This is a genomic window from Bacillus mojavensis (genome assembly GCF_012648005.1).
Classification (GTDB): domain Bacteria; phylum Bacillota; class Bacilli; order Bacillales; family Bacillaceae; genus Bacillus; species Bacillus mojavensis.
Window position 1 is genome coordinate 3,571,231 of record NZ_CP051464.1, and the last position, 23,343, is coordinate 3,594,573.

Sequence of the window (23,343 nt, forward strand, 5' to 3'; positions counted from 1 at the left end):
AATCTGTGTTCAAATATTCCCTTAGACCATTAAAAGAAAAAGACTTAGACACAGTTCTCCGTTGGCGTAACGATGAGAGAATCAGAAAATCAATGTACCATGACCAAATAATTAATGAAAAACAGCATCATCAATGGTTCAAGAAAATAAATTCATCCAAAACAGAACATTATTTTATATTTACAATTGATCATAAAGAAACTGGCTTTGTTAGCTTTAAAGATGTTGATGATAACCATAACCACTGCTATTGGGGTTTTTATATCGGAGAGCCCGAGAGTCCAAAAGGTTCTGGCTCTATCATGGGGTTTTTAGCGTTAGAATGGGCGTTTCAAAAGTTGTGTGTTGAGAAAGTATACGGAGAAGTACTTTTGAATAACGAAAGAAGCTTATCATTTCACCAAACATTCGGTTTTTGTAAAGAAGGTCATTTTCGAAACCATATAGTAAGAAATCATCAATATCTTGATGTAATCAGATATGGTCTCTTAAAAGAAGAATGGATTGCAGAAAAGCCGAAAGTGATCCAGAAATTGTCTGAAAAAGGAATAGATATCAAGGACATTGATACGGGTTTTAGTGAACTTTAGACTTTGAACAATCATTTCATATAGATGACATCAAAGTCTATTGTTTTACGGCCGGTATTCCTGTGAATAGAAGGGAGTGCAAAGATGAACGAAATCAATATTGATGGAAGAAGTATTGGCCCGCATCATCCCCCATTTATTATTGCTGAAATGTCCGGGAACCATAATCAATCGTTAGAACGTGCTTTTCACATTATAGAAGCAGCTGCCAAAGCAGGTGCACATGCATTAAAAATACAAACCTATACCGCTGATACGATGACGTTAAATATAGATACGAAAGATTTTAAAATTGAGGATAACGATAGTCTATGGTCTGGCAGTACGCTCTATACATTATATCAGCAGGCTTACACCCCATGGGAATGGCATAAACCCATTTTCGATAAATGCCGGGAGCTTGGAATGATTCCTTTGAGTACGCCATTTGATGAATCGGCTGTCGACTTTTTGGAAGACCTGGGAGTGCCTATATATAAAATAGCGTCATTTGAAAATACTGATATCCCTCTTATCAAAAAGGTGGCTGCTACAGGTAAACCCATTATCATTTCAACTGGAATGGCTACAGTAGCAGAAATTGATGAAACAATAACGGCTGCCAAGGAAGCAGGCTGTAAAGAATTAATCCTTCTAAAATGCACAAGCACCTACCCGGCATCACCAGTAAACACCAATATTTCTACGATTCCTCATATGAAGGAATTATTTAATTGCCAAGTCGGCTTATCAGATCACACAATGGGAACAGGAGTTGCTGTCGCCAGTGTCGCCTTAGGCGCAACTGTGATTGAGAAACACTTCACTTTATCAAGAGCTGATGGCGGTGTAGATTCTGCCTTTTCACTGGAACCACCTGAATTGAAAGAACTTGTCGTTGAAACGGAAAGGGCATGGCAAGCGTTAGGACAGATCACCTATGGACCAACTGACAAGGAAAAAGCTTCGCTTAAATTTCGCCGCTCTATTTATGTAACAAACGATATAAAAGCCGGAGAGATTTTCACCAAAGAAAATATTAAGGTGATACGACCTGGTTATGGTTTGGAACCAAAGTACTTTGATGTAATGATCGGAAAAACAGCAACGAAACATCTTTCAGCAGGGACACCGCTGGGATGGGATTCTATATAGTTTTATCCCCTATTTTTCTATGAAAAGGAATCATGATAATGCTCATAGAAATCGTATACAGCACGGGCCACAGATCTAATTTGATGAAAAGAAAGAATTGCCATGTCTACGTTATCTTCAATAGATATATAAAACACAGAATGAATATCCGGTTGTTTCACACGAATTCGATGAAATGAAAAAACGGCACCCTGATTGTTAGATAAATCCGCTAACAGTCAGGGTGCCGTTTACAGTATTAATACAGCATTTTCTTGCGTCTGTCTTCTTCAGTCAAAAACTCTACAAAGCTCCGCATCGCAAACGGTTCCTCCGTGATCTGGCGCGTATACGTGTTTTTGCGCTCTTCTGAAAGAATTTCGCTCTTTTTGATTCTGTTCAGCATATAAATATGAACGGTCTTTTGGATTTGTTTATGCTGATAGCCCGCTTCTTTAAAAAATGCTAATCCAAGTGCAGCAAGAAGCGCAAAAAGACCGGCGCTGATCAAGGACTCTCTGTCTGCTGAAGCATGAAAAAGGAAAGCAGCCAAATTAAAGAGAGAGAATGCAGCAAGCGGAACAGCAAGAAAACGGTAGATGACAGTTTTCTTCATTAAAGGCTGTACAGCCTTTTGAATTTTTTGCATTTCTGTTTTAATGAACCCCGGCATTTGTTCTATTCTGTAAAAGTTCATTTATTCTCCTCCTTTATTTGATTTTGCAAGGCTTTACGAACGTTATCATATGAGTTTATTTTAACGCAGGTGCAAGCTGGTTTTAAAGAAATCTGCCCGTGTTTTTCACAAAGAATCTGGATCAACACACTTTATTCTTTTAAAAAGTCAGTGTTATAATTTGTAATGGGAATCAGATTGCTGTTATTCATGGAATACTAATGGCAATCTTCTTGATAAATATGAATTAGCGGGGTTACAAAGTGAGTATTTCTTCCATCCTTTTATCACTTTTTTTCATTTTGAATATTCTTTTGGCCATCATTGTCATATTCAAAGAACGGCGCGATGCCAGTGCATCATGGGCTTGGCTGCTTGTTCTTTTCTTTATACCCGTTTTAGGCTTTATTTTATACCTATTATTCGGTCATAATCTCAGACGCAAGCATTTGTTTCAATGGGAGGATCGCAAGAAAATCGGAATCGAAAAGCTGCTGCAGCATCAGCTTGAAGAATTAGAAAACAGGCAATTTCAGTTCAACAACCGGGCAACCTTTGATAATAAGGATTTAATATACATGCTCATCATGAATAATCATGCTGTCTTTACAGAGGATAATTCAGTTGATGTCATTACAGACGGACGTGATAAGTTCCAGCGGCTTTTACATGACATATCAAAGGCAAAGGATCATATCCATCTACAATATTATATTTACAAAGGTGATGAATTAGGAAAAAAATTGCGGGACGCCCTCATTCAAAAAGCGAAAGAAGGTGTGCAGGTCAGGGTTTTGTATGATGAGCTCGGGTCCAGAACGCTACGCAAAAAGTTTTTCAAAAAACTGCGTGAGGCTGGCGGGCATGTGGAGGTCTTTTTCCCTTCAAAACTCAGGCCGATTAACCTTCGGCTGAATTACCGCAACCACCGAAAGCTCGTCATCATAGACGGCATAACCGGTTATGTCGGTGGGTTTAATGTCGGGGATGAATACCTCGGCCTCAATCCGAAGTTCGGCTATTGGCGCGATACCCATATTCGATTGCAGGGAACGGCCGTCCACGCCATTCAGACACGATTCATCCTTGACTGGAACCAAGCTTCACATCATCATACACTCACCTATATTCCGAACCACTTTCCCGATTGCAGCCCAAAGGGAAATGTCGGGATGCAGATTGTTACGAGCGGGCCCGATTCCGAATGGGAACAAATTAAAAACGGCTACATCAAAATGATTTCAAACGCCAAACGTAGCATTTTGATACAAACACCTTACTTTATTCCTGACGCAAGCCTGCTGGATGCATTAAGGATTGCATGCCTGTCAGGCATTGATGTCAACATTATGATACCGAACAAGCCCGACCATGCCTTTGTATACTGGGCCACACTTTCGTATATCGGGGATCTCTTAAAAGCCGGAGCCACCGTCTATATATACGATAATGGCTTTATCCACGCGAAAACAATCGTTGTGGATGACGAAATTGCGTCAGTCGGTACAGCGAATATCGACGTCCGAAGCTTCAGGCTGAATTTTGAGGTTAATGCATTTATTTATGATATCAACATTGCCAAAAAACTGGTTTCTACATTTAAAGAAGATTTGCTCGTATCGAGAAAATACACCTACGAGGAATATCAGCAGCGATCATTATGGATCCGCATTAAGGAATCCGTATCACGGCTGCTGTCGCCGATTTTATAAGATGTGCCAATCCCCCGGTCTTATGGCCGGGGTTTTTCAGCATGGCATCATCACGCATCCCGTAAAAACGCGCGTGACCTTTCCCATCTAGCGTGCCGCTTCAAAATCAAATTCACTATTTTTATTTCTTTATACAAAACTTCTCACAAATAGTGTATAAAAGAAAAGTGAGTATTTTTTTGTAAAGGGGACCCGTGTCAATGAATCCGGAAACGGTCAACAAAACCCTCATCAGTATTTCAAAATGGGGAAAAGCAACAGGCATTTTATTTATTATTATGGGCGCTTTTACTGCGCTTTCAGGCGCGTTCTTTTTTCTTATCGGCGCAGTGCCCGGCGTACTGCAAATCATTTCAGGCATCTTTTTGATGCGGTCAGCAAAAGAAGCAGGCTTAATGGCTGAAAAGCATAGCGGGCAATCTGAAGATTTAATGCTGGAGAACTATGCGAAATTTGTAAAGATGCAAGGGATTTATTTAATCGTGAGCATCGCTGTATCGATCCTGGCGATCATCGCATTCTTCATCTTTCTAATGCTTGGAATCGCTGACGGCATATTCAACGATTATGATACGTACAGCAGCTATTAAGTAAAAAACCCGGAGCTTCCTCCGGGTTTTTTCTTGTTATTCCGCTTCGCTTACTACTGTGAAGCGTTCATTTTTGTGTGACGGATGTTCAAGCTCATCCAAAACAGCAATCGCATAATCGGCATAGCTGATATAACTGTCACCTTTTGCGTTTACGATCACATTGTCTTTTCCTTTTTGGTAAGATCCCGTCCGCTTTCCTGCCGCATCAAAAAACGCCGCCGGGCTGAGGAATGTCCAGGAAATAGAGTCTGCCTTTTGCAGGTCTTTCAGGTTCTCTCCTTGATTTGATGCAGTCGGAAGATATTCTTTCGGGAATTCCGGTGTATCCATTAAACGTGTTGTTTTGGCTTCATCAACGAACAGGCTTCCCGCTCCGCCGACGACAAACAATCTTGTATGTTTTGCATCCTTTAGCAGGTTGATTAATGTTCTGCCTGCTTCAACATGAAGATGTTCCTGGCCAGGCGCAGCTCCAAAAGCGTTCACGAGTGCATCGAAAGGCTTGAGATCTTCCGCTGTCAGTTCAAAAACACCTTTCTCCAAAATCGCTGTGTCCTGCTCTTGCACTTTAGATGCATTTCGGACAATGGCTGTTACCTCGTGGCCTCTTTCCTTCGCTTCTTTCAAAATCAGACTTCCCGCTTTTCCGCTTGCACCGATAATTCCTATTTTCATTTTTTGATTTCCTCCTTATTTGTAACAATTTTAGTTACATGTTGGCGGTGAGAAGTCATCTCTTTTGATCAAAAGAGATGATTCATTACATCTTTTAATGACTTGCTTGCCAGCTCATTTTCCATCGCTTTTTGCACACTTTCAAATGTCTCATCCAGTGCGCACTGAATTTTTTTGCCTACCGGACACTTCGGGTTCGGGTTTTCATGAACCGCAAATAGTTCCTCTTGGTTTTGAACAGCCCGATATACATCTAAAAGAGAAATATCAGCCGGATCTTTTGTGAGGCTCGCGCCCGGCACCCCGGCGCGTGATGTGAGAATATCACCCTTTTTCAGCAGGCTGATCATTCTTCTTACAACAACCGGATTGGTGTTGACACTGTCAGCGATAATGTCCGAAGACGCTTTTTCATCCATCGAAATGAGCGATAAAATATGAATGGCAACAGCAAGACGGCTGTTAATCATGTTTTTTCACCACCGTTGTAACTATAATAGTTACATTTAATTCGTTTGTCAACATATAATATACACTAAATTTGCGCTTCTTGGACATCCGTTTAGTCAATAAAACGGCCGGATGCACTCCGGCCGTGTCTTGTCAGAATAAGAAATATCGTTGTCCCAGCGGAACATAATCGACAGGCTGGCAGGATAATTCTTCTCCGTCAGCAAAGACCTGATACGTTTTCGGATCGACTTCAATCTTCGGCAAAGCAGCGTTTAATTTCATATCCAGCTTGCTCAGCTTGCGGATGTTTTTCACAGGAGAAATTCTTTTTTCCAGCCCTAACCTTTCCGCCACGCCCCTTTCAATGCCCGCCTGGGACATAAACGTAATGGAGGTTGAGCGGTTGGCTTTACCATACGAAGCATACATTTGGCGCATGAACACAGGCTCCGGAGTCGGGATAGACGCGTTTGGATCCCCCATTTGCGCGCGTGCTATCATGCCGCCCTTTAAGACCAATTCCGGTTTCACGCCGAAAAATACAGGATCCCACAGGACAAGGTCAGCGAGCTTACCTTTTTCTACAGAACCGACTTCATGGCTGAGGCCGTGAGTAATTGCCGGGTTAATCGTATATTTGGCAATGTAGCGTTTCGCACGTACGTTATCGTTTCCGTTTTCTCCAGTGAGAGCGCCGCGCTGTTTTTTCATTTTGTCAGCCACCTGCCAAGTGCGGATAATGACTTCGCCAACCCGCCCCATCGCTTGGGAATCCGATGACGTCATGCTGATCGCACCAATATCATGGAGAATGTCCTCTGCCGCAATTGTCGCAGCCCTGATTCTGGAATGGCTGAACGCCACGTCCTCGGGCACCTTCGCGTCTAAATGGTGACAGACCATCATCATGTCAAGGTGCTCATCCATCGTATTGACGGTGTAAGGGATTGTCGGCGTTGTGGATGACGGCAGAATGTTCGCATAAGAGGCGAGCTTCATAATATCCGGGGCATGGCCTCCGCCTGCTCCTTCAATGTGATAGGTATGAATCACCCGCTCACCAATTGCATCAAGCGTGTTTTCCAGAAAGCCCGCTTCATTGATTGTATCCGTATGGATTGCGACTTGAATATCGGCTTCCTCCACAACTTCCATACACGTTTTGATAGCGCTTGGCGTCGTGCCCCAGTCTTCATGAAGCTTCAGGCCGATGGCGCCGGCTTCCACCTGTTCGATCAGCGGCGCTTTATCGGATGCGTTCCCTTTTCCCAAGAAGCCGACATTGATCGGAAATTCCTCGGCCGCTTCCAGCATCCTTGCCATATACCATGCACCTGATGTACATGTCGTCGCTTTGCTTCCTGTAGCGGGCCCCGTTCCGCCTCCAAGAAGAGTCGTCACTCCTGAGGAAAGTGCAACTTCCATCTGCTGAGGACAAATAAAGTGGATGTGCGTATCCACTCCTCCAGCCGTTAAAATTTTGCCTTCCCCGGAAATCACCTCTGTACCCGCACCGATGACCATATGCGGATCGACTCCATCCATGATATCTGGGTTGCCGCTTTTTCCGACACCCACGATCCGGCCGTCCTTTACACCGACATCCGCTTTGACAATGCCTGTGTAATCCAATAACACGACGTTGGTGATCACCAAATCCAAAGCGCCGTCTTTTCCTGTGATGCTGCCGTTTTGGCCCATGCCGTCACGGATCGTTTTTCCGCCTCCAAAGATCATTTCTTCACCATATACAGTGAAGTCCTTTTCGACTTCGATCCATAAGTCCGTATCGCCCAATCTGATTTTATCGCCCGTTGTCGGACCAAACAGCTCCGCGTATTGCTCCCGTGACATTTTCATCGAATCACACCTTCCATCCAGCCGGCTTTCTTTAAGTTGGCTAACGTTTTTTCTTTGCCGCGTTCATCGATATACGTATCGGCCATTCCGTTCAATCCTCTTACTGTTTTTCGTCCTTTGAATTCAACAAGCGTGACCGTTTTCTCCTCACCTGGCTCAAAACGGACCGATGTGCCTGACGGAATGTCGATACGCATGCCGATGGCTTGTTCGCGGTCAAACGATAGCGCACCATTGGCTTCCGCAAAATGAAAATGGGAACCGACCTGAACGGAACGTGATCCGGTGTTTTTCACCGCTATCTCCCGTGTCTGGCGGCCTTCGTTAATCGTAATGGTTCCCTCAGCAATCTGAAATGCTCCCGGCTTCATGACTTCACCTCCGCAGAAATCGGATGGTGTACTGTGACAAGTTTCACTCCGTCAGGGAATGTAGCTTCCACCTGAATGCTGTCCAGCATCTCAGGCACGCCCTCCATGACATCTTTTTCAGTCAATACATGGCGGCCGGCTTCCATCAGCTCCGCCACTCCCTTACCATCGCGCGCACCTTCCATGATAAAACAGGTGAGATAAGCGGCAGCCTCGGGATAATTGAGCAGAACGCCGCGCGCCTTTCGCTGCTTGGCTAATTCTCCCGCTGCAAAAATGAGCAATTTCTCTTGTTCAACAGGTGTCAGTTTCATCTTAGGTCCTCCTTATTATCGTCATTCTAAAGCGGATTGCGTTACATGAATCTCCGGAACGATGCAGGCGGGCCATCACCTCCCTTTTTCAGGATGCTGATCAAACAGTGAGATGCCTTTCAAAACGGCGAGCCGTTTCTTCGTCAGCCTTTCCGTGAGCAACGACCGTTCCCCTGTCCATGACGTAAAGATAGTCAGCACACGTTAAGGCGTTCTCTAAGCTGTGTTCCACCAAAACAACTGCAGTCTCTTCTTTTCTGGAAATTTCTATGATAACTTTTTGAATCAATTCCACGATTGAGGGCTGAATTCCTTCCATTGGTTCATCTAGTAAAATCATTTTCGGATTACCCATCAGCGCTCTGGCAATCGCAAGCTGCTGCTGCTGTCCTCCGCTCAAATCGCCGCCTTTACGGTCGAGCATGTCCTTCAAAACAGGAAACCACTGAAAAATCTCTTCCTTGATCTGCCCTCTCCGCTCCTTCTTAGGAAGCGGTTCTTCTCCGAGCAAAAGATTGTCGCGAACGGTTAAAGCGGGAAAGATGTCTCTCCCCTGCGGCACGTACGCTATTCCTGCTCTTGCCCGTTTTTCCGTCTTTTCGTTTTGAACAAACGTTTGATGAAAACGAATTTGTCCCTGTTTGGCCGGGATCAGGCCGATGATCGTCTTCAGCAAGGTGGATTTGCCGACTCCGTTTCGGCCTAATACAGCGACGATCTGCCCGGGGCGGACTTCCATGCTGAGGTTATGCAAAACCATGGATTGATCGTAACCGGATGTCACATTACTGACCGCTATCATGACGCTCCGCTCCTTCCTAAATACACCGCTGCCACCTCTTCATTGCTTGTAATCTCATCCATCGATCCTTCACAAAGCACTTTTCCTTCATGCATCACCGTCACTTTTCTGGAAAACGAGCGGACAAAATCCATATCGTGCTCCACAATTAAAACGGAACACGTTTTGGCAATTTCCTCTAGGAGAGCCCCGGTTTTATCCCGCTCTTTTCCCGTCATTCCGGCGATCGGTTCATCCAGCAGCAAAAGCTTCGGCTCCATGGCGAGCTGCATGCCGATTTCGAGCCATTGTTTCTGTCCGTGTGACAGGCTGCCGGCTTTTATGTCCCGCTTTCCTTCTAACCCGATCAGCTTCAGGATGTCTGTCACCCTGTCACGCTGTTCTCTTGTCATACGCGCCATCAGCAGGGAGAGAATCGTTTTTTTCTGCTTCATGGCAAGCTCGATATTTTCAAACACGGTCAGCTGCGAAAAGACACTCGGAGCCTGAAACTTTCTGGCGACGCCCATTTTGGCGATCTGATATTCCGGAACCTTTGTCAGTTCTGCCGTTTCTTGAAAAACAACCTCACCCGACTGCGGCTTTGTTTTCCCGCAAATAATATCCAGCATGGTTGTTTTCCCGGCGCCATTCGGCCCAATCAAAAAGTGAATATCACGTTCCTGCACACTGATATCCGCCCCCTGCAGCGCCCAAAACCCATCAAACTGAACCTTCACGTCACGGCAGATAAGTATCGGTTTCATATGCAGCCGCTCCTTTCTTTTTCGAGAAAGAAAGCCGGGTTCCAAGCTTCTCAAACAGTCCGACAATCCCTTTTGGCAAGTAAAGCACGACGATCATAAACAGCGCACCGAGGAAATACAGCCAAATGTCAGGATAATATTCGCTTAAATAGCTTTTCATGCCGTTTGTTAACAGCGCGCCCAGCACAGCTCCGAAAATAGAGTGCCTGCCGCCGATCGCCACCCACAGCACCATTTCCACTGAAGGGATGATGCCCATCATTTCCGGCGAGATCATCCCGTCCTGAAGCACAAACAGCATCCCGGCAATTCCCGCCATCGCAGCGGACACACAGTAAATAAACACTTTAAAAACAGTGGAATGATAACCAAAAAAACGCACCCTGTTTTCTCCTTCCTGAATCGCCTGCAAAAGCCGGCCAAAGCGGCTTCTCGTAAGAAACAAAGCGAATACAACAGTAAGGCCGAGAAAAAAGACTGTGGTAAAATACAGGATCCGCTTCAACGCAGGATCAGCCAAAGAATATTGAAAAATCGTATAGAAGTTGGTAAGTCCATTGGTACCGCCGGTGATTTCTTGGCTGCCGATGAACAGTGTAACCACCACAACGACGACTGCCTGTGATATCAATGAAAAATATACTCCCTTTATATTGTTGCGGAACGTAAAATAGCCGAGCAAAAACGCCAGTAGCACAGGCACAGCCACAGCCGCCGCAATTGCAGCAAAAGGATGGCTGAACAAAGCCCAGATCCACGGCAGTTCGCTGACTCCCGTCCACTCCATAAAATCAGGAATCCCAGATGGTGAGGCTTCTATTTTTAAATACATCGCCATGCAGTAGGCGCCCAATCCGAAAAAGACGCCGTGCCCCAAGCTCAAAATGCCTGTATATCCCCAAATGAGGCAAATGCCGACCGCTACAATCGCAAAGCATAAAAACTTCGCCAACAGCCCCAATCGAAACTCCTGAAGAAAGAACGGAGCGGCGATAAAAAGGGCAAACATCACAAGATACGGACTGAATTGCGAAAACTGCTTCATCCGGCACCCCCTAATCAAGTAATCTCGTTCTGACGCTTGCGAGACCCGAAGGCCGCCATTGCAGAAAGAGAATAATAAACGCAAACACCACAACCTTGGCTATTGTGGCGCTTGCCGAATACTCCACAAATGTACTGAGTAATCCCACCAGCACAGCCCCAATAATCGTCCCTTTTAATTTTCCGATACCTCCTAAAATGACAATCATAAAAGCATCGACCAGATAGGACGAACCGAGAGTAGGCCCGATTGACCCCAGCAATGTGAGTGAGCTCCCCGCAATACCGGCCAGCCCGCTTCCGAGCGCGAAAGCCAATGTATCTGTTTTTCTCACAGATACACCAAGACATGATGCCATGCTCCGATTCAGCGTAACAGCCTGCATCCGCCGTCCCGCAGAGGTTTTAAACAAATAGAATCCGAGCAGCGCCAGTGTAAAAAGAACGAGCGCCAAAATAAACAGCCTTTTATACGGAAAGGTAACGGAAAACAGTGTTACTCCTCCCGTCAGCCATTCAGGAGACTTGACGGCCACATTTGGTGCGCCAAAAATCGATCTGGCCGCCTGCTGCAGGATCAAGCTTACCCCCCATGTTGCCAAAAGGCTGTCGAGCGGACGGTCATACAACCGCCTGACAATCACCTTTTCAATAACAATTCCAATAAACGCCGCAACCGCAAATGCCATGATGATAGCAATTAAAAAATAGTAAGAAAACATAGAAGCCGGCAAATAACTTAAAAACAGCTGCTGAACGACATATGTCGTATATGCCCCCGCCATAATCAGCTCACCGTGCGCCATATTGATTATGTTCATCAAACCGAATGTAACGGCCAATCCAATCGCAATGAGAATCAAAATAGAACCGAGACTGATTCCGTTAAACAATTGCGTTACGATGACAGACATTTTCCGCCTCCTCTCCCGCAAACGGCTTTGATTTATTTAGATAACCCCTTTGCCCAGTCGTACGTTCTTAAATACGGATCAGGTTTTACCGGATCACCTGAATTCCATACTTCTTTAAACTGTCCATCCCCCGTGATTTGCCCGATTCTAACTGTTTTGTAAAGATGCTGTGTTTCCCCATCGATTTTCACCGTGCCGCCCGGGGCCTTGAATGCAATCCCGTCAGCCGCTTTCTTCACTTTATCGATATCAAAGGACTTGGCTTTTTCAACAGCCGCTGCCCAGAGATACACCGCATTATAACCGGCTTCAATCGGATCGCTCGTCACCCGGCTATCGCCGTTCATCTTTTTATAATGCTTCACGAATGTCTGATTTTCGTTTGTATTGGTTGTCTGGAAGTAATTCCACACCGCATAATGCCCTTTTAGCACATCAGGACCGATCCCCCGAATTTCTTCCTCTGCGACACTCGCCGACATGACAGGAATTTCATCAGCTGTCACACCCGCATCTATCAGCTGCTTAAAAAATGCCACATTGCTGTCGCCGTTTAATGTGTTAAAAATAACATCCGGCTGCTTTTCATTGATTTTGCTGACCAGCGTACTGTAATTCGTGTGGCCGAGCGGCGTATACTCTTCACCGACAATTTCTCCCCCAGCGGCTTTTACTTGCGCTTTAATAATTTTATTGGCTGTTCTCGGAAACACATAATCAGAGCCGATCAGAAAGAATGTCTTGCCTTTATTCTTCAGCAGCCAATCGACAGCCGGCACGATTTGCTGGTTTGTCGTTGCTCCGGTATAAAACATATTTGGTGATGACTCCATGCCTTCGTATTGCACCGGATAGAACAGCAGCCCGTTATTTTGCTCCACAACCGGGAGCATCGCTTTGCGGCTCGCTGATGTCCATCCTCCGAAAACAGCCGCCGCTTTGTCCTGCTGAAGCAGCTTTCTCATTTTTTCGGCATATGTGGGCCAGTCAGAAGCCCCGTCCTCCACAACAGGTTCAAGCTTTTTGCCGAGAACGCCGCCTTTTTGGTTGATTTCATGAATAGCCAGCAGCTCTGCATCATGAACGGATACCTCGCTGATTGCCATTGTCCCGCTTAATGAGTGAAGAATCCCAATCTTCACTGCATCCCCGCTGGTGTCAATATCAACTGTTTTTTTCGCATCCACGCTGGCTTCCGACACTTTTTTCGGCGCCGCACATCCCGTGATCAGAATCGTTATAAAAACCATCAGAAAGAAAGCCAGTATTCTAACCCCTTTGCTTTTCATTCACAACCTCCTTTGTCTGATTGAGTCAACTGATGTTATAAAAGTTAACAACTTATGTCATTTATTATATAGAACAGATGCATCACTTTAAAGAATATTTAAAAAATTTAGATACTTTAACCAAATCGATTGTCTTTTTTGTCATATTTATTCACATAAAAAAAAAGGCAAGAAACATTGTTTCTTGCCTTGCCGCTCTGATTAATTTTTATCTGTGAATGTATCCTTCGCTTTACCGATATCTTTTTGGACCTCGCCTTTTGCCTTATCTTTTTTGCCTTCAGCCTTCATATCCGTTTTGTCGGTCATATCTCCAACTTTATCCTTCACTTCTCCCTTGGCTTTATTTAAGCCGCCTTTCATTTTATCTTTTACACTATCGTTACCCATGTGTAATTCTCTCCCTTCATTTATGTGTGTACTTGTTACCTTCCCGATCTGAGCAGCGGTAAACATTTGAATATTATTTATCGATTTCATAACGCTCTCCGTAACGGAGCACCTTGTAGAGCGCCAGCCCGTCAGATGATTTATTTTCTGAGTAACGGACCGGCAGCAGGGCAAAAAACACATAATACGTAGAAAAGTAGACAAACTGATAAAAAAACACATTTGGCTTCAATACACTGTGTATAATGAGCAAATTCACTGCGAAAATGGTGATTAAGTTAAACAGGCAGCCTCCGGCATAAACAAGTGCGTGTGTGAATCGGTTGTCGATCTTCAGTTCGCCGTACCGGCAAAACGAATCCATAAAATAAATGGTTCTGACCTGTATCGGCCCGATCCTGAACAGCTTTTTGCCCATCCCGATATCCAATGAACCCTTCCCGCCAAAAATAAAAGCCATAAAGCTGTGCCCGGCAACATGTATAATAGATACAAGCGGCAGAACGATGAGGAAAGACCACAGAAACTTCACCATATCATCAAATCCAAACATTGAATTCCCCCTCACGCTTGTCATAAACAACGCCATTTCCCATTTCACAAAATCGCGGCTAACCATCCGTTTGTGTTCCAAAACAGTATGTAGCGATTTTTCCTGTTCTCCACGGAAATAAACGTCCCGATGCTCCCCTTTTTTTGTATATAAAAAAAACCATCTGGCGTCAGATGGTTTTTACACTTGATATAAACAGTCTTCCTTCTGGATCAGCGCTCTCATGCTGACCGCTTTTTCATAGAAAAACACCGCATCTTTATAGTTTTCGTGAAGGCTCGAATATGCAGCTGCATCCAGAGCAAATTCCTCAATATACACATACAGGGACTTGGCCTCCATATAATCAAATACCTCTTGAATCATACCCATGTTAACGGATTCCACATATAAGGCCTGCAGAAATTTATATTTTTCCAGACTGAAGCTGTCGTTTCGTTTTCGTGCGATGGCAATCCCTTTTTCATAATAATGCATAGCCGCTTGTTCAGCTTGTTTTTTGAAGAGAACACGCGTTAAGCTGAACAGCGCTTTCGGGAGCTGCTCCAGCTGATGTTCCTCAAAGACGGGCAGCGCTTTTTCAAAGTAGGCAGCCGCCTGATCCAGCTCTCCTTTTTCATCATAACAGTTCCCCATGTTGTAGAGGGCTGATCCGATCAAGCGGGGCTGTCCTTCCAATAAAGCCAAACGATAAGCGTCATCGAGATGCTCAAGCGCTTTTTCATAATTTCTGTAGTCTATATAGTTTCCCGAAATGACAAAGTGGCATTGAATTCTTCTCACCCTGTAAAAATCATGAGCCTTGTAGGTCTCAAGCGCCTGTATCGCATGATTCATAGAAAAGTGGGTCTGCTTCATAATATAAAATACTTCCGCTACTTTAAAATGAAATTCCGCTCTTTCAATATCATCCTCTACAAACGCAAGCATTTTCTCAGCTTTTCGATAGAAAGATATGGCTGAGATGTAATTGTTCTGTTCAAATTCATACATCCCTCTGAACAAATGAAAATAATACTCAGATAATCCCGAGATGCTGTCCTTGCTGCTTTCCAGCCTCTCGATTAATTCACGATATTGGAGCTGAGATTCCTCGTGCAGGTCGGGCTTTACATAATCAAGCATAATTTGATGACGGTAGCTGATCAGCTGATAGTACAACAGAAGCAGCTGATCCTCTTCCATATGTTCTATATCATGATCAATCTCTTCCTTCAGCTGAACGGCATCAGCCACTTGAAATGCTAAAATGTGCTTATACCACTGATTGATTTTAACTCCTACTTGAGATGACGGGATCTCGTAAGCGGCCATGCCTCTCCAACCCTTTCTATGAACTAGTGGTTATATTTTATCATATTGTATGGCTTTGGAATTAAAATTCCTTCCAGTGATTCCTTCTTTTTGCCTATCCTTATATCTTTCGGTTTATGAACGGATTTTTTGCACTTTTTTGCGCATTACAGTTTTTGACACAAAAAAAGCTTACCGGACTTAGCCGATAAGCTTTTATCATATTAACCGCCGATATAAGACATTTCCACTTTCTTTTTCCCCGTTGTTTTTGAAAGCGTCCGGTCAACTGAATATTGGTCTATCCGATTCTTCCATACTGTGCCGATCATCTCTGTCAGCTCGCCATCACTTAATCCCTGCCGAACCGGCGCTCTGAGGTCATATCCGCTTGAAGCGAATAGGCAAGTAAACAATTCACCGCGCGCAGACAGGCGGGCCCTGTTACACGAGCCGCAGAACGCATCAGATACAGAAGAAATCACACCGATTTCACCAGAGCCGTCCAAGTAGCGGAATCTTGAAGCAACTTCCCCTTTATAGTTAGGCTTAATCGGTTCAACCGGCATGTGTTCATTGATTACATCAATGATTTCCGCCTTTGTCATGACATCTTTCTTTTCCCATTGGTTGGTGTTGCCGACGTCCATAAATTCGATGAATCTCAGGATATGCCCATTTTCTTTAAAATAGCGCGCCATAGGCAGTATATCTTTTTCATTGACGCCTCTTTGGACAACCATGTTGATTTTAACGCCGAGCCCCGCTTGTTTCGCCGCTTCAATGCCTTCAAGCACCTTACTGACAGAAACCCCTCGCCCGTTGATCAATTTAAAGCGTTCGTCCTCTAATGAATCGAGGCTGATGGTAACCCTTTTCAAGCCGGCTTCTTTGAGTTTCTCAGCATAAACAGGCAGCAGCGATCCGTTTGTCGTCATCGCAATATCACGGAGACCCGGAATGCGGGCCAGTTTTTTGATTAATTCAGGCATGTCTTTTCTCATGAGCGGTTCTCCGCCGGTCAAGCGGATTTTTCCCACCCCAAACCTGGTGACAAACAGCGTCGCAAGCCGTTCCAATTCCTCAAATGAAAGCAGCTCTTCTTTCTTTAAAAAAGGATAATCCGGGCCAAATAATTCGGCTGGCATACAGTACGTGCATCGGAAGTTGCAGCGGTCTGTAACAGAAATGCGAAGATCTCTGAGCGGTCTGTTCCTTTTATCTAACATCTGGCGAGATTCTGTATTCATTGCGCAGCCCCTCCTATCCCCAAATTCTTTCGGGATGTGTATATACATTAAAAGATCCGTTTCTCACAAAACCGATCGCTGTGATATTTAATTCTTCTGCCATTTGAATCGCAAGCTCTGTCGGAGCCGATTTTGAAATCACAATCGACACGCCGATTTTTGCCGCTTTTAACAGCACTTCTGATGAGATTCTCCCGCTGAAGACAATCAGTTTATCGCGGACGGAAATCCCATTCAGCAGACAATGTCCGTATAATTTATCAAGCGCGTTGTGACGGCCGATATCTGTGCGCATCAAAAGCACTTTCTCCGTATCGCAAAGCGCCGCGTTATGCACGCCTCCCGTCTCCTGAAACGTCCCGCTTTCTTTTTGCATATCCTTCATAAGCGCCAAACAAGTTTCAGGCGAAATCTTGATTTGACTGACAGCCGTCTTGGCGGTTTTGACATCCTGCTGAAAATAAAAATGGCGACCCTTTCCGCAGCACGAGCCGATCACCCGTTTCGTATATTCCTGTTGATCCAATGTCCCAGGATGAACAAGATCGACATACACAAAACCGAGACTTTCATCTATTGTAAACCTTTTAATCTCTTTTTGAAATCGAATAACGCCCTCAGATGCGAGAAATCCGATGACGAGCTCTTTGATATGCTCCGGCGTGCAAACGAGCGTGACAAACTCACTGCCGTTCACCATCACCGTCAACGGATATTCCGTCACCATCCGGTCGGTTTGCCTGCTCATTTCCCCTTGTTCATAACGCCATATCTCCCTGACCGCAGTTACTTTATCATTCAATGTCTCTTCCCCTCCGCAATGTTCCTGCCTTTATATTTTTTCACACTCCTCAAATTTTGTCGAATCCTGTTATAAAAAAAAGAGCCCATTCTAAAGGACTCTACGTTTGGTTATGCTGATTCTTTTTCAGGATCATAAACAGCACAAGAGCTGCGATCAAAGTGAGCATGCTGACAAAAAAGAAAGCTGCCAGTTTCAGAAAAACACCGAGCAATATGAAAACCACGGCCGCTATAAGAAATATCAATCCTAACAATCTCATGTTTTCAACCCCTTTTACCGGTATCATTCCCGCAGGCACTGTTTTTAAACCAATAGAAAAAGGCGCCTGGGGGGCGCCTTTTCATTGGGTTAATCCGTAAATTTTTGTGCTTCTTTTTCCCAGGCCTGCTCGAATTCTTCCGCACTGTCTGCTGAAATATATTCTCCGCCTCCAGCAACAGCCGCCTGTTTCATTTCCGCGTTTCCTTTCACATCAAAGTTGAAGCCGATAATGTTTACAATCGTATCTACATTTGCTTCACGAAGCTTTTCAATTTCATCAGCAGGATTTCCGCCGCATGTTTCTTCGCCGTCAGTAATTAAATACACCACGTTTTTCCCGTCTGCATCAAACGCTTCAAATTCTTTTCTAGTATCAGAAAGCGCTTTGGCAATTGGCGTCCAGCCGGTCGGTTTGATGCCGCTTAATGAATGGTCAAAGAGCGTTCCTTCATATGGATGGAGGCCGTAAATCGTTTCTGTTGTGCTGCATGAAAGAGCCTTTCCGGAAAGTTTATTGTTTCCGGCATGTCCAAAGACACGAAGCATCAGATTTGTATCCTCAGGAAGCAGCTCGGCAAAAGACTTTACAGATTTTTTGGCAATGTCTATCTTTCGTTCTCCTCCTGTTTTTTGAACCATACTTCCGCTTCCATCAAACAGGACAGCTACATTCGTGTCGGCTTTTTTCTCAGCGGCAAAAGACGGGGACGCAATGGAGACAGTCAACAGTCCAATCATACTTGCAGTCAGCAATTTTTTCATGTTTAACTTCCTTTCTTTATCATATTTTCCAACGTCTTGTTGGATTCTTCTTAATGCTAGAATATGAAACCTCAAATTGATATAGGGCAAGCTGCCTTTTATCTCCCTTTTACTCTCTATTCAAAATCGCTGGAAACCTCAATCGTTTTTAGCCATTTCCACCCAAAAAATATAGAAAGAATGTGACACCGTTCATTCTTTTTTCTCCGTGATCAGGAGAGAAAAGCTGAAATCTGCTACTATGCTACAGGCGGGCAGCTGCTTACTTTTGAACGTTTTGTTAAAAACAAAAAAAAGGCTGACCTTTCAGCCTCTTCTTTTTTCTTATTTAGATAACATCAGAGATTGCTGAGTGAAAATTTTCTCAACATCTTTTTGTGTATAAGCAGGGAAATATTCTCCGCCGCCAACTTTAGCAATTGCGTTCAGCTGGCCTTTATACCCTTCTTTATAGTCAAATCCAATTACATTTACTGTGATGTTGTCTTTATGAAGTTCTCTTGCTGTTTTGATCGGGTTGCCGCCGCATGTTTCCTCACCGTCTGTTAGCAGATAAACGACTTTTTCTCCTTTTGCATCAAGCTGATCGAAAGAAGATTTCGCCTCGTTCAGCGCTTTTGCGATCGGTGTCCAGCCAGTCGGCCCGATTGTGTTAAGAGAATTGAGGAAGCTCTGTTCGTTAAAGCTTTGGAAGCCGTATACGTTGCGAATCGCTTCGCATGATTGAACTTTTCCGGAATTTTTATTGTTTCCTTCTGAACCAAACACACTCATTTTCACTTGAGTGTCTGCAGGCAGTGAGCTTGCAAACTTTGAAATTTCTTTTTTGGCTGAATTAAATTTAGATACTCCGTCTATTCTTTTCGCCATGCTTCCGCTGGCATCAAGCAAAACCGCCACGCTTGCCGGAGCTTCAGCCTTCGGTTCTGTTTTTTCAGCAGCAAAAGCAGGTGACGTCAGTCCAAATAGCAATCCTGTCATCATGATCAGTGAAAATCTTTTTTTCATGTTCTTGCCCCTTTTCAAGTTTGTTTCTGCGTGCAGATGTTCAACGCTGAACATAACTAATCGTAATCGACAAAAACGGAGAAATAAATAGGGCGGGCTTCCCCATTGCCTCTGTTTACTTTTGCATAGAAATCTTTGTTTTTATTAGTGATTTCCGCCTAACAGCAGGATGAAAAATCATGATTGTCAGCCTTTCGCCTTTCGTTATATGAGTCTGTCGAAGTCAGTCGATCAATGTGGATTTCTTTACCACAAGCTCAGTGTCAGCAAATATGAAAAAGGAACTGATTCCCTCATCCTCATTTAGACTATAAAATACGCAGAAGGCCTTTAGGCAGTCTTTAGCTGCTTTTAAATAGAAATGGGCTTAGGAACAGAATATGCGCTTATAAACGGCAAAAAAGACGCTTTATGAAGCGTCCTTTTATTTCTTCGCCATATATTTATTCAAAAACGAATCAGCGGTTGAAATCTGTGTTCCTTGATAATAATACTTCACAATCTCATCAACTGTTTTGCCCTCTTTGGCCATAAAATTAGCTCCATACTGGCTCATTCCCACACCGTGGCCAAAGCCTTTCGTGGTAATGGTAATGGTGTCTCCATTTCGTTTCCATTCAAAATCAGCTGAATTAAGGCCAAGCTTTTCGCGTATGTCCCTTCCTTTCAGCTTCTTGCCGTTAATGACGGCTGTTGCCACCTGATGGCCCGGTGTTTCTCCGGTGATCTCTCCGACAGTATTTGACCCATTCAGCTGGACGCCAAGCTTTTGTTCAAATTGTGCCACTGTAAAGGTTCTGGTGGCCTTATACTTCGGGGATTTTTTATCCCAAGAGCTTTTGACGCTTTTTAAATAAGGAATGGCACTTGTCCAATATGCTTCCGCATTTTCTGTATAACCGTTGCTTGTGGAGAAAAAGGAGGCTTCAATCGGCTGGTTGTTGTACGTTAAGATTTTGCCTTGCGTACTGGCAACCGCATCTGTGATTCTTTTCAGCTTTGCTTCATAATCCGCGCCCCACTGTTTCTTCAGCTCCGGTTTGCTTTTGTACACCTGGAACATCTGAGTATCATCGACCAGCGAGCCTTTAGGGGCCTCTACTGCGGAATTTGAGACCATCAGCCTGACAATAAACGTTCTTGCGGCGAGAGCCTGAGCCTTCAGCGCTTCAGGTTCAAAGGTAGCCGGCATTTCGGAGGCGACGACTCCGATGACATACTCTTCAAGCGGAATATCTTCTACGGATTGATTGGCGGTTCGATAGACTGGGATAGAAACAGGCGAAGCTTTCAATGTTTCCGCTCCTTTAGATTCTTGTATCGTGTTGACTGCTGTCTTTCCTGATTCTCCTCTGGCCCCCGCTTCCTTATTATGCTGAAACGGAATCACTAAGAGTGTGGGGACCAAGAGAATCAATGCACATAGTATGGATAGTGTGATTGCGAATTGTTTCATATTTAGCTGCCTCCTGCTCGGGATTCGACTCTAGTCTAGTCTATGGGCAGGGACAAGCTAATATGACTCTCCTTTTGGACAGAAACTTTATTTGTCATTTACGTATTCTTTTTTGCTATTTTGCGCATAATGATGATAATACACTAAAAATAAAAAACCAGTATGCCAGAATGACATACTGATTTTTAATCCTTTATGCGTTTAAGTCTGAGACTACTTCTTTGCTTTCTTGCTCAGAAGCAGTCTCATCGTTTACACGTTCGATGTCTGCGCCAAGACCGGCAAGCTTCTGATGGAAATCAACATAACCGCGGTCTAAGTGTTTCAGTTCAGTAACACGTGTATGACCTTCAGCCACTAACCCCGCAAGAATCAACGCTGCGCCTGCACGCAAGTCAGTAGCTGCAACTTCAGCTCCTTGAAGCTGTACAGGGCCGTTAATAATCACAGAACGTCCTTCAATCTTGATATCACCATTCATACGGCGGAATTCTTCCGCGTGCATAAAACGGTTTTCAAAAACAGTTTCTGTAATCATGCTTGTGCCGCTTGCACGAAGCAGAAGCGCCATCATTTGTGACTGCATATCAGTCGGGAATCCCGGATGTGGCATTGTTTTAATGTCAATCGGTTTCAATTCTTTCGGACCAATTACACGAAGGCCTTCTCCTTCATCCTTAATCGTAACACCCATTTCTTCCATTTTTGCGATTAAAGAAGTGAGATGTTCAGGTACTGCTCCTTTAACTAAAACATTTCCTTCAGTGATTGCAGCGGCAACCATAAATGTGCCCGCTTCAATACGGTCAGGTATAATATGGTGTCTTACGCCGTGAAGCTTATCGACTCCTTCAATTTTGATGGTGCCGGTGCCCGCTCCGCGGATTTTTCCGCCCATGCCGTTGATATAGTTTGCTAAATCAACGATTTCAGGCTCTTTCGCCACGTTCTCAAGCGTTGTTGTTCCTTCAGCTAAAGCAGCTGCCATAATCAGGTTTTCTGTTGCTCCCACACTTGGGAAATCCAGATAGATCTTTGCGCCTTGCAGACGGCCTTTTACTTCAGCTTCAATGAAGCCATTACCGACTTTAATTTCTGCGCCCATTGCTTCAAAACCTTTTAAATGCTGGTCTATTGGTCTAGATCCAATTGCGCATCCGCCCGGAAGCGCTACTCTTGCATGACCTGTACGCGCTAGAAGCGGTCCCATGACAAGCACAGACGCACGCATTTTACGCACATATTCAAAAGGTGCTTCAGTTTGCAAAGCGTATGAAGCATCTACAGTGACTTCATTATTCTCAAAATGCACATCTGCTCCTAAATGACGCAACACTTCATTAATTGTATATACATCGGAGAGCGTAGGTACATCACAAATTACGCTTTTTTCTTCACTTGCTAATAAAGATGCAGCGATAACTGGTAAAACAGCATTTTTAGCGCCTTCAACTTTGACTGTGCCGTTTAACTTTTGACCGCCGCGGACGATGATTTTTTCCAAGGTATTCCCCTCCGCGTCCCTAAATTCTCTATATTAATATTCAGTCGTAACGATTGGTGTGCCAACCGTAACGATATGTTTTCCGCCCATTCCTGCACTTCTAAGTGCAATTTGCAAATTCATTTTATGTTTTGAGGTCATGATAGACTCTTTCCACTCATCTGTATACGCAGAAATAGAAACGAAACTTGGCTCGACTACATGTTCAACAGATCTTGCTTGAAATTCATTTAATAACTGATTTGCTTTTTTTTGCAAAACAATATTCATATTATCATCTAAGTGACCATTTAGACAAGTAAAAATAACTACTTTTTCTTGGAATATCCCGAGTGCCTGCCGTTCAAACTGTTCATATGTATCATTCCAGCTAATCGGTGTCTCAAGACTCATTTGCTCATATAATAAATACGAAGTTGGGTTGTGTTTTTTGAGGGTTGTGACAAGCTGCAGTTTAAAAGAAGTATGATTTTTTTTGTCAGTATACGTGCCAATGGCCTTTACTATTGAATCTTCCTGTGCAAGTGCCCAATTATATTGACGATACTCTGATTTTAAACGTTGCACTTTTTTATAAAATTCTTTTTCGTTCAGAGACATATTTTGTTTTGCATGCAATGTCCACTTATCAATTGACACATTCTGGCGTTCCATTCCCTGTGCAATTTGAGCTAATGGCGTTAACTCACTCGCATGAATCGTATGGAAAACAGCAATGACGAAGCTTAACACAACAGATACAATAATAGCATGGCTTACTTGTTTTTTCTTCATTATGATCTCTCCCCCTAATCTCCAGTTTTACCGGAGGTAAGGGGCGCCATACGTGGAAATCTTCGTCAAAACTCGCGTTATTCCAGGAAGCGTTTTAACCCGCTTCCCCAGCCATTCCCATGTTTTCGGCAATCA

At 44.1% G+C, this 23,343-nt stretch carries 26 protein-coding genes; 4 read left to right on the top strand and 22 right to left on the bottom strand.

Going from position 1 to position 23,343, the window contains the following annotated elements; genetic code table 11:
• The first annotated feature begins 5 nt into the window (after positions 1–5).
• Positions 6–590, top strand: a complete 585-nt coding sequence (gene pseH, locus HC660_RS18550) for a UDP-4-amino-4,6-dideoxy-N-acetyl-beta-L-altrosamine N-acetyltransferase (RefSeq protein WP_168748954.1) — start codon at positions 6–8, stop codon at positions 588–590.
• Between the two features lie 84 nt (positions 591–674).
• The gene (gene pseI, locus HC660_RS18555) at positions 675–1,724 is read left to right on the top strand and encodes a pseudaminic acid synthase (RefSeq protein ID WP_010332201.1); all 1,050 of its coding nucleotides are present in this window, start codon (positions 675–677) and stop codon (positions 1,722–1,724) included.
• Between the two features lie 238 nt (positions 1,725–1,962).
• Here the strand turns inward: pseI and HC660_RS18560 are convergent, their stop codons facing one another.
• Positions 1,963–2,400: a DUF5392 family protein gene (locus tag HC660_RS18560; RefSeq protein WP_168748955.1), complete on the bottom strand. Its 438-nt coding sequence runs from the start codon at positions 2,398–2,400 to the stop codon at positions 1,963–1,965.
• Positions 2,401–2,642: 242 nt separating this feature from the next.
• Here HC660_RS18560 and cls point away from each other — a divergent pair, with 242 nt between their 5' ends.
• On the top strand, positions 2,643–4,091 hold the full coding sequence (cls, locus tag HC660_RS18565; RefSeq protein WP_010332203.1) for a cardiolipin synthase: 1,449 nt from the start codon (positions 2,643–2,645) through the stop codon (positions 4,089–4,091).
• 200 nt (positions 4,092–4,291) lie between these two features.
• On the top strand, positions 4,292–4,681 hold the full coding sequence (locus HC660_RS18570) for a DUF5362 family protein (protein ID WP_168748956.1): 390 nt from the start codon (positions 4,292–4,294) through the stop codon (positions 4,679–4,681).
• Between the two features lie 36 nt (positions 4,682–4,717).
• Here HC660_RS18570 and HC660_RS18575 read toward each other — a convergent pair whose 3' ends face one another.
• The 21 genes from HC660_RS18575 to HC660_RS18675 all read right to left on the bottom strand — a co-directional run bounded on the left by HC660_RS18575 (position 4,718) and on the right by HC660_RS18675 (position 23,208).
• Complete coding sequence (locus HC660_RS18575; protein ID WP_168748957.1) at positions 4,718–5,359, bottom strand: NAD(P)-dependent oxidoreductase; 642 nt, start codon at positions 5,357–5,359, stop codon at positions 4,718–4,720.
• Positions 5,360–5,427: 68 nt separating this feature from the next.
• Positions 5,428–5,829 (bottom strand): Rrf2 family transcriptional regulator, encoded by a 402-nt coding sequence (locus HC660_RS18580; protein ID WP_168748958.1) that lies wholly within the window; start codon positions 5,827–5,829, stop codon positions 5,428–5,430.
• 133 nt (positions 5,830–5,962) lie between these two features.
• Complete coding sequence (gene ureC / locus HC660_RS18585; protein ID WP_010332207.1) at positions 5,963–7,672, bottom strand: urease subunit alpha; 1,710 nt, start codon at positions 7,670–7,672, stop codon at positions 5,963–5,965.
• Positions 7,669–8,043, bottom strand: a complete 375-nt coding sequence (gene ureB / locus HC660_RS18590) for an urease subunit beta (protein ID WP_168748959.1) — start codon at positions 8,041–8,043, stop codon at positions 7,669–7,671. Before ureB ends, ureC begins: the two co-directional genes overlap by 4 nt.
• Positions 8,040–8,357: an urease subunit gamma gene (gene ureA / locus HC660_RS18595; protein ID WP_010332209.1), complete on the bottom strand. Its 318-nt coding sequence runs from the start codon at positions 8,355–8,357 to the stop codon at positions 8,040–8,042. The genes ureB and ureA overlap by 4 nt, the downstream gene beginning before the upstream one ends.
• Before the next feature lie 100 nt (positions 8,358–8,457).
• A complete protein-coding gene (gene urtE / locus HC660_RS18600; protein WP_010332210.1) occupies positions 8,458–9,159 on the bottom strand; it encodes an urea ABC transporter ATP-binding subunit UrtE in 702 nt (233 codons plus the stop codon).
• On the bottom strand, positions 9,156–9,905 hold the full coding sequence (gene urtD, locus HC660_RS18605; protein ID WP_168748960.1) for an urea ABC transporter ATP-binding protein UrtD: 750 nt from the start codon (positions 9,903–9,905) through the stop codon (positions 9,156–9,158). Before urtD ends, urtE begins: the two co-directional genes overlap by 4 nt.
• Positions 9,880–10,950, bottom strand: coding sequence for an urea ABC transporter permease subunit UrtC (gene urtC, locus HC660_RS18610; protein WP_168748961.1), 1,071 nt, complete (start codon positions 10,948–10,950; stop codon positions 9,880–9,882). Before urtC ends, urtD begins: the two co-directional genes overlap by 26 nt.
• A 10-nt stretch (positions 10,951–10,960) precedes the next feature.
• The gene (gene urtB, locus HC660_RS18615) at positions 10,961–11,863 is read right to left on the bottom strand and encodes an urea ABC transporter permease subunit UrtB (RefSeq protein WP_168748962.1); all 903 of its coding nucleotides are present in this window, start codon (positions 11,861–11,863) and stop codon (positions 10,961–10,963) included.
• A 32-nt stretch (positions 11,864–11,895) separates the two neighbouring features.
• Positions 11,896–13,152 carry an urea ABC transporter substrate-binding protein gene (gene urtA / locus HC660_RS18620; protein ID WP_168748963.1) on the bottom strand — a complete coding sequence of 419 codons (1,257 nt, stop codon included), beginning with the start codon at positions 13,150–13,152 and terminating at the stop codon, positions 11,896–11,898.
• A 201-nt stretch (positions 13,153–13,353) separates the two neighbouring features.
• Positions 13,354–13,542, bottom strand: a complete 189-nt coding sequence (locus tag HC660_RS18625; RefSeq protein ID WP_026014623.1) for a stress response protein CsbD — start codon at positions 13,540–13,542, stop codon at positions 13,354–13,356.
• Positions 13,543–13,615: 73 nt separating this feature from the next.
• Complete coding sequence (locus HC660_RS18630; RefSeq protein ID WP_168748964.1) at positions 13,616–14,095, bottom strand: hypothetical protein; 480 nt, start codon at positions 14,093–14,095, stop codon at positions 13,616–13,618.
• A gap of 180 nt (positions 14,096–14,275) precedes the next feature.
• Positions 14,276–15,409 carry a response regulator aspartate phosphatase gene (locus HC660_RS18635; protein ID WP_168748965.1) on the bottom strand — a complete coding sequence of 378 codons (1,134 nt, stop codon included), beginning with the start codon at positions 15,407–15,409 and terminating at the stop codon, positions 14,276–14,278.
• A 203-nt stretch (positions 15,410–15,612) separates the two neighbouring features.
• Complete coding sequence (gene moaA, locus HC660_RS18640; protein ID WP_168748966.1) at positions 15,613–16,638, bottom strand: GTP 3',8-cyclase MoaA; 1,026 nt, start codon at positions 16,636–16,638, stop codon at positions 15,613–15,615.
• A 13-nt stretch (positions 16,639–16,651) separates the two neighbouring features.
• Entirely contained in the window at positions 16,652–17,440 is a 789-nt protein-coding gene (gene fdhD / locus HC660_RS18645; RefSeq protein WP_168748967.1) for a formate dehydrogenase accessory sulfurtransferase FdhD, read from the bottom strand.
• 100 nt (positions 17,441–17,540) lie between these two features.
• On the bottom strand, positions 17,541–17,702 hold the full coding sequence (locus tag HC660_RS18650; protein ID WP_010332220.1) for a hypothetical protein: 162 nt from the start codon (positions 17,700–17,702) through the stop codon (positions 17,541–17,543).
• A gap of 89 nt (positions 17,703–17,791) precedes the next feature.
• The gene (locus HC660_RS18655; protein WP_010332221.1) at positions 17,792–18,466 is read right to left on the bottom strand and encodes a vWA domain-containing protein; all 675 of its coding nucleotides are present in this window, start codon (positions 18,464–18,466) and stop codon (positions 17,792–17,794) included.
• A gap of 324 nt (positions 18,467–18,790) precedes the next feature.
• Entirely contained in the window at positions 18,791–19,474 is a 684-nt protein-coding gene (locus HC660_RS18660; RefSeq protein WP_010332222.1) for a vWA domain-containing protein, read from the bottom strand.
• 424 nt (positions 19,475–19,898) lie between these two features.
• Positions 19,899–20,930: a stage II sporulation protein D gene (spoIID, locus tag HC660_RS18665; protein WP_010332223.1), complete on the bottom strand. Its 1,032-nt coding sequence runs from the start codon at positions 20,928–20,930 to the stop codon at positions 19,899–19,901.
• A 193-nt stretch (positions 20,931–21,123) separates the two neighbouring features.
• A complete protein-coding gene (gene murA, locus HC660_RS18670; protein ID WP_168748968.1) occupies positions 21,124–22,434 on the bottom strand; it encodes a UDP-N-acetylglucosamine 1-carboxyvinyltransferase in 1,311 nt (436 codons plus the stop codon).
• 33 nt (positions 22,435–22,467) lie between these two features.
• Positions 22,468–23,208, bottom strand: coding sequence for a YwmB family TATA-box binding protein (locus HC660_RS18675; RefSeq protein ID WP_168748969.1), 741 nt, complete (start codon positions 23,206–23,208; stop codon positions 22,468–22,470).
• Between the last annotated feature and the right edge of the window lie 135 nt (positions 23,209–23,343).

What these genes read in the sequence shown, in the direction of transcription:
- pseI (WP_010332201.1), top strand. Translation starts at nt 675, where the DNA reads ATGAACGAAATCAATATTGATGGAAGAAGTATTGGCCCGCATCATCCC.
- HC660_RS18560 (WP_168748955.1), bottom strand. Translation starts at nt 2,400, where the DNA reads ATGAACTTTTACAGAATAGAACAAATGCCGGGGTTCATTAAAACAGAA.
- HC660_RS18570 (WP_168748956.1), top strand. Translation starts at nt 4,292, where the DNA reads ATGAATCCGGAAACGGTCAACAAAACCCTCATCAGTATTTCAAAATGG.
- HC660_RS18575 (WP_168748957.1), bottom strand. Translation starts at nt 5,359, where the DNA reads ATGAAAATAGGAATTATCGGTGCAAGCGGAAAAGCGGGAAGTCTGATT.
- HC660_RS18580 (WP_168748958.1), bottom strand. Translation starts at nt 5,829, where the DNA reads ATGATTAACAGCCGTCTTGCTGTTGCCATTCATATTTTATCGCTCATT.
- ureC (WP_010332207.1), bottom strand. Translation starts at nt 7,672, where the DNA reads ATGAAAATGTCACGGGAGCAATACGCGGAGCTGTTTGGTCCGACAACG.
- ureB (WP_168748959.1), bottom strand. Translation starts at nt 8,043, where the DNA reads ATGAAGCCGGGAGCATTTCAGATTGCTGAGGGAACCATTACGATTAAC.
- ureA (WP_010332209.1), bottom strand. Translation starts at nt 8,357, where the DNA reads ATGAAACTGACACCTGTTGAACAAGAGAAATTGCTCATTTTTGCAGCG.
- urtE (WP_010332210.1), bottom strand. Translation starts at nt 9,159, where the DNA reads ATGATAGCGGTCAGTAATGTGACATCCGGTTACGATCAATCCATGGTT.
- urtD (WP_168748960.1), bottom strand. Translation starts at nt 9,905, where the DNA reads ATGAAACCGATACTTATCTGCCGTGACGTGAAGGTTCAGTTTGATGGG.
- urtC (WP_168748961.1), bottom strand. Translation starts at nt 10,950, where the DNA reads ATGAAGCAGTTTTCGCAATTCAGTCCGTATCTTGTGATGTTTGCCCTT.
- urtB (WP_168748962.1), bottom strand. Translation starts at nt 11,863, where the DNA reads ATGTCTGTCATCGTAACGCAATTGTTTAACGGAATCAGTCTCGGTTCT.
- urtA (WP_168748963.1), bottom strand. Translation starts at nt 13,152, where the DNA reads ATGAAAAGCAAAGGGGTTAGAATACTGGCTTTCTTTCTGATGGTTTTT.
- HC660_RS18625 (WP_026014623.1), bottom strand. Translation starts at nt 13,542, where the DNA reads ATGGGTAACGATAGTGTAAAAGATAAAATGAAAGGCGGCTTAAATAAA.
- HC660_RS18630 (WP_168748964.1), bottom strand. Translation starts at nt 14,095, where the DNA reads ATGTTTGGATTTGATGATATGGTGAAGTTTCTGTGGTCTTTCCTCATC.
- HC660_RS18635 (WP_168748965.1), bottom strand. Translation starts at nt 15,409, where the DNA reads ATGGCCGCTTACGAGATCCCGTCATCTCAAGTAGGAGTTAAAATCAAT.
- moaA (WP_168748966.1), bottom strand. Translation starts at nt 16,638, where the DNA reads ATGAATACAGAATCTCGCCAGATGTTAGATAAAAGGAACAGACCGCTC.
- HC660_RS18650 (WP_010332220.1), bottom strand. Translation starts at nt 17,702, where the DNA reads ATGAGATTGTTAGGATTGATATTTCTTATAGCGGCCGTGGTTTTCATA.
- HC660_RS18655 (WP_010332221.1), bottom strand. Translation starts at nt 18,466, where the DNA reads ATGAAAAAATTGCTGACTGCAAGTATGATTGGACTGTTGACTGTCTCC.
- HC660_RS18660 (WP_010332222.1), bottom strand. Translation starts at nt 19,474, where the DNA reads ATGAAAAAAAGATTTTCACTGATCATGATGACAGGATTGCTATTTGGA.
- spoIID (WP_010332223.1), bottom strand. Translation starts at nt 20,930, where the DNA reads ATGAAACAATTCGCAATCACACTATCCATACTATGTGCATTGATTCTC.
- HC660_RS18675 (WP_168748969.1), bottom strand. Translation starts at nt 23,208, where the DNA reads ATGAAGAAAAAACAAGTAAGCCATGCTATTATTGTATCTGTTGTGTTA.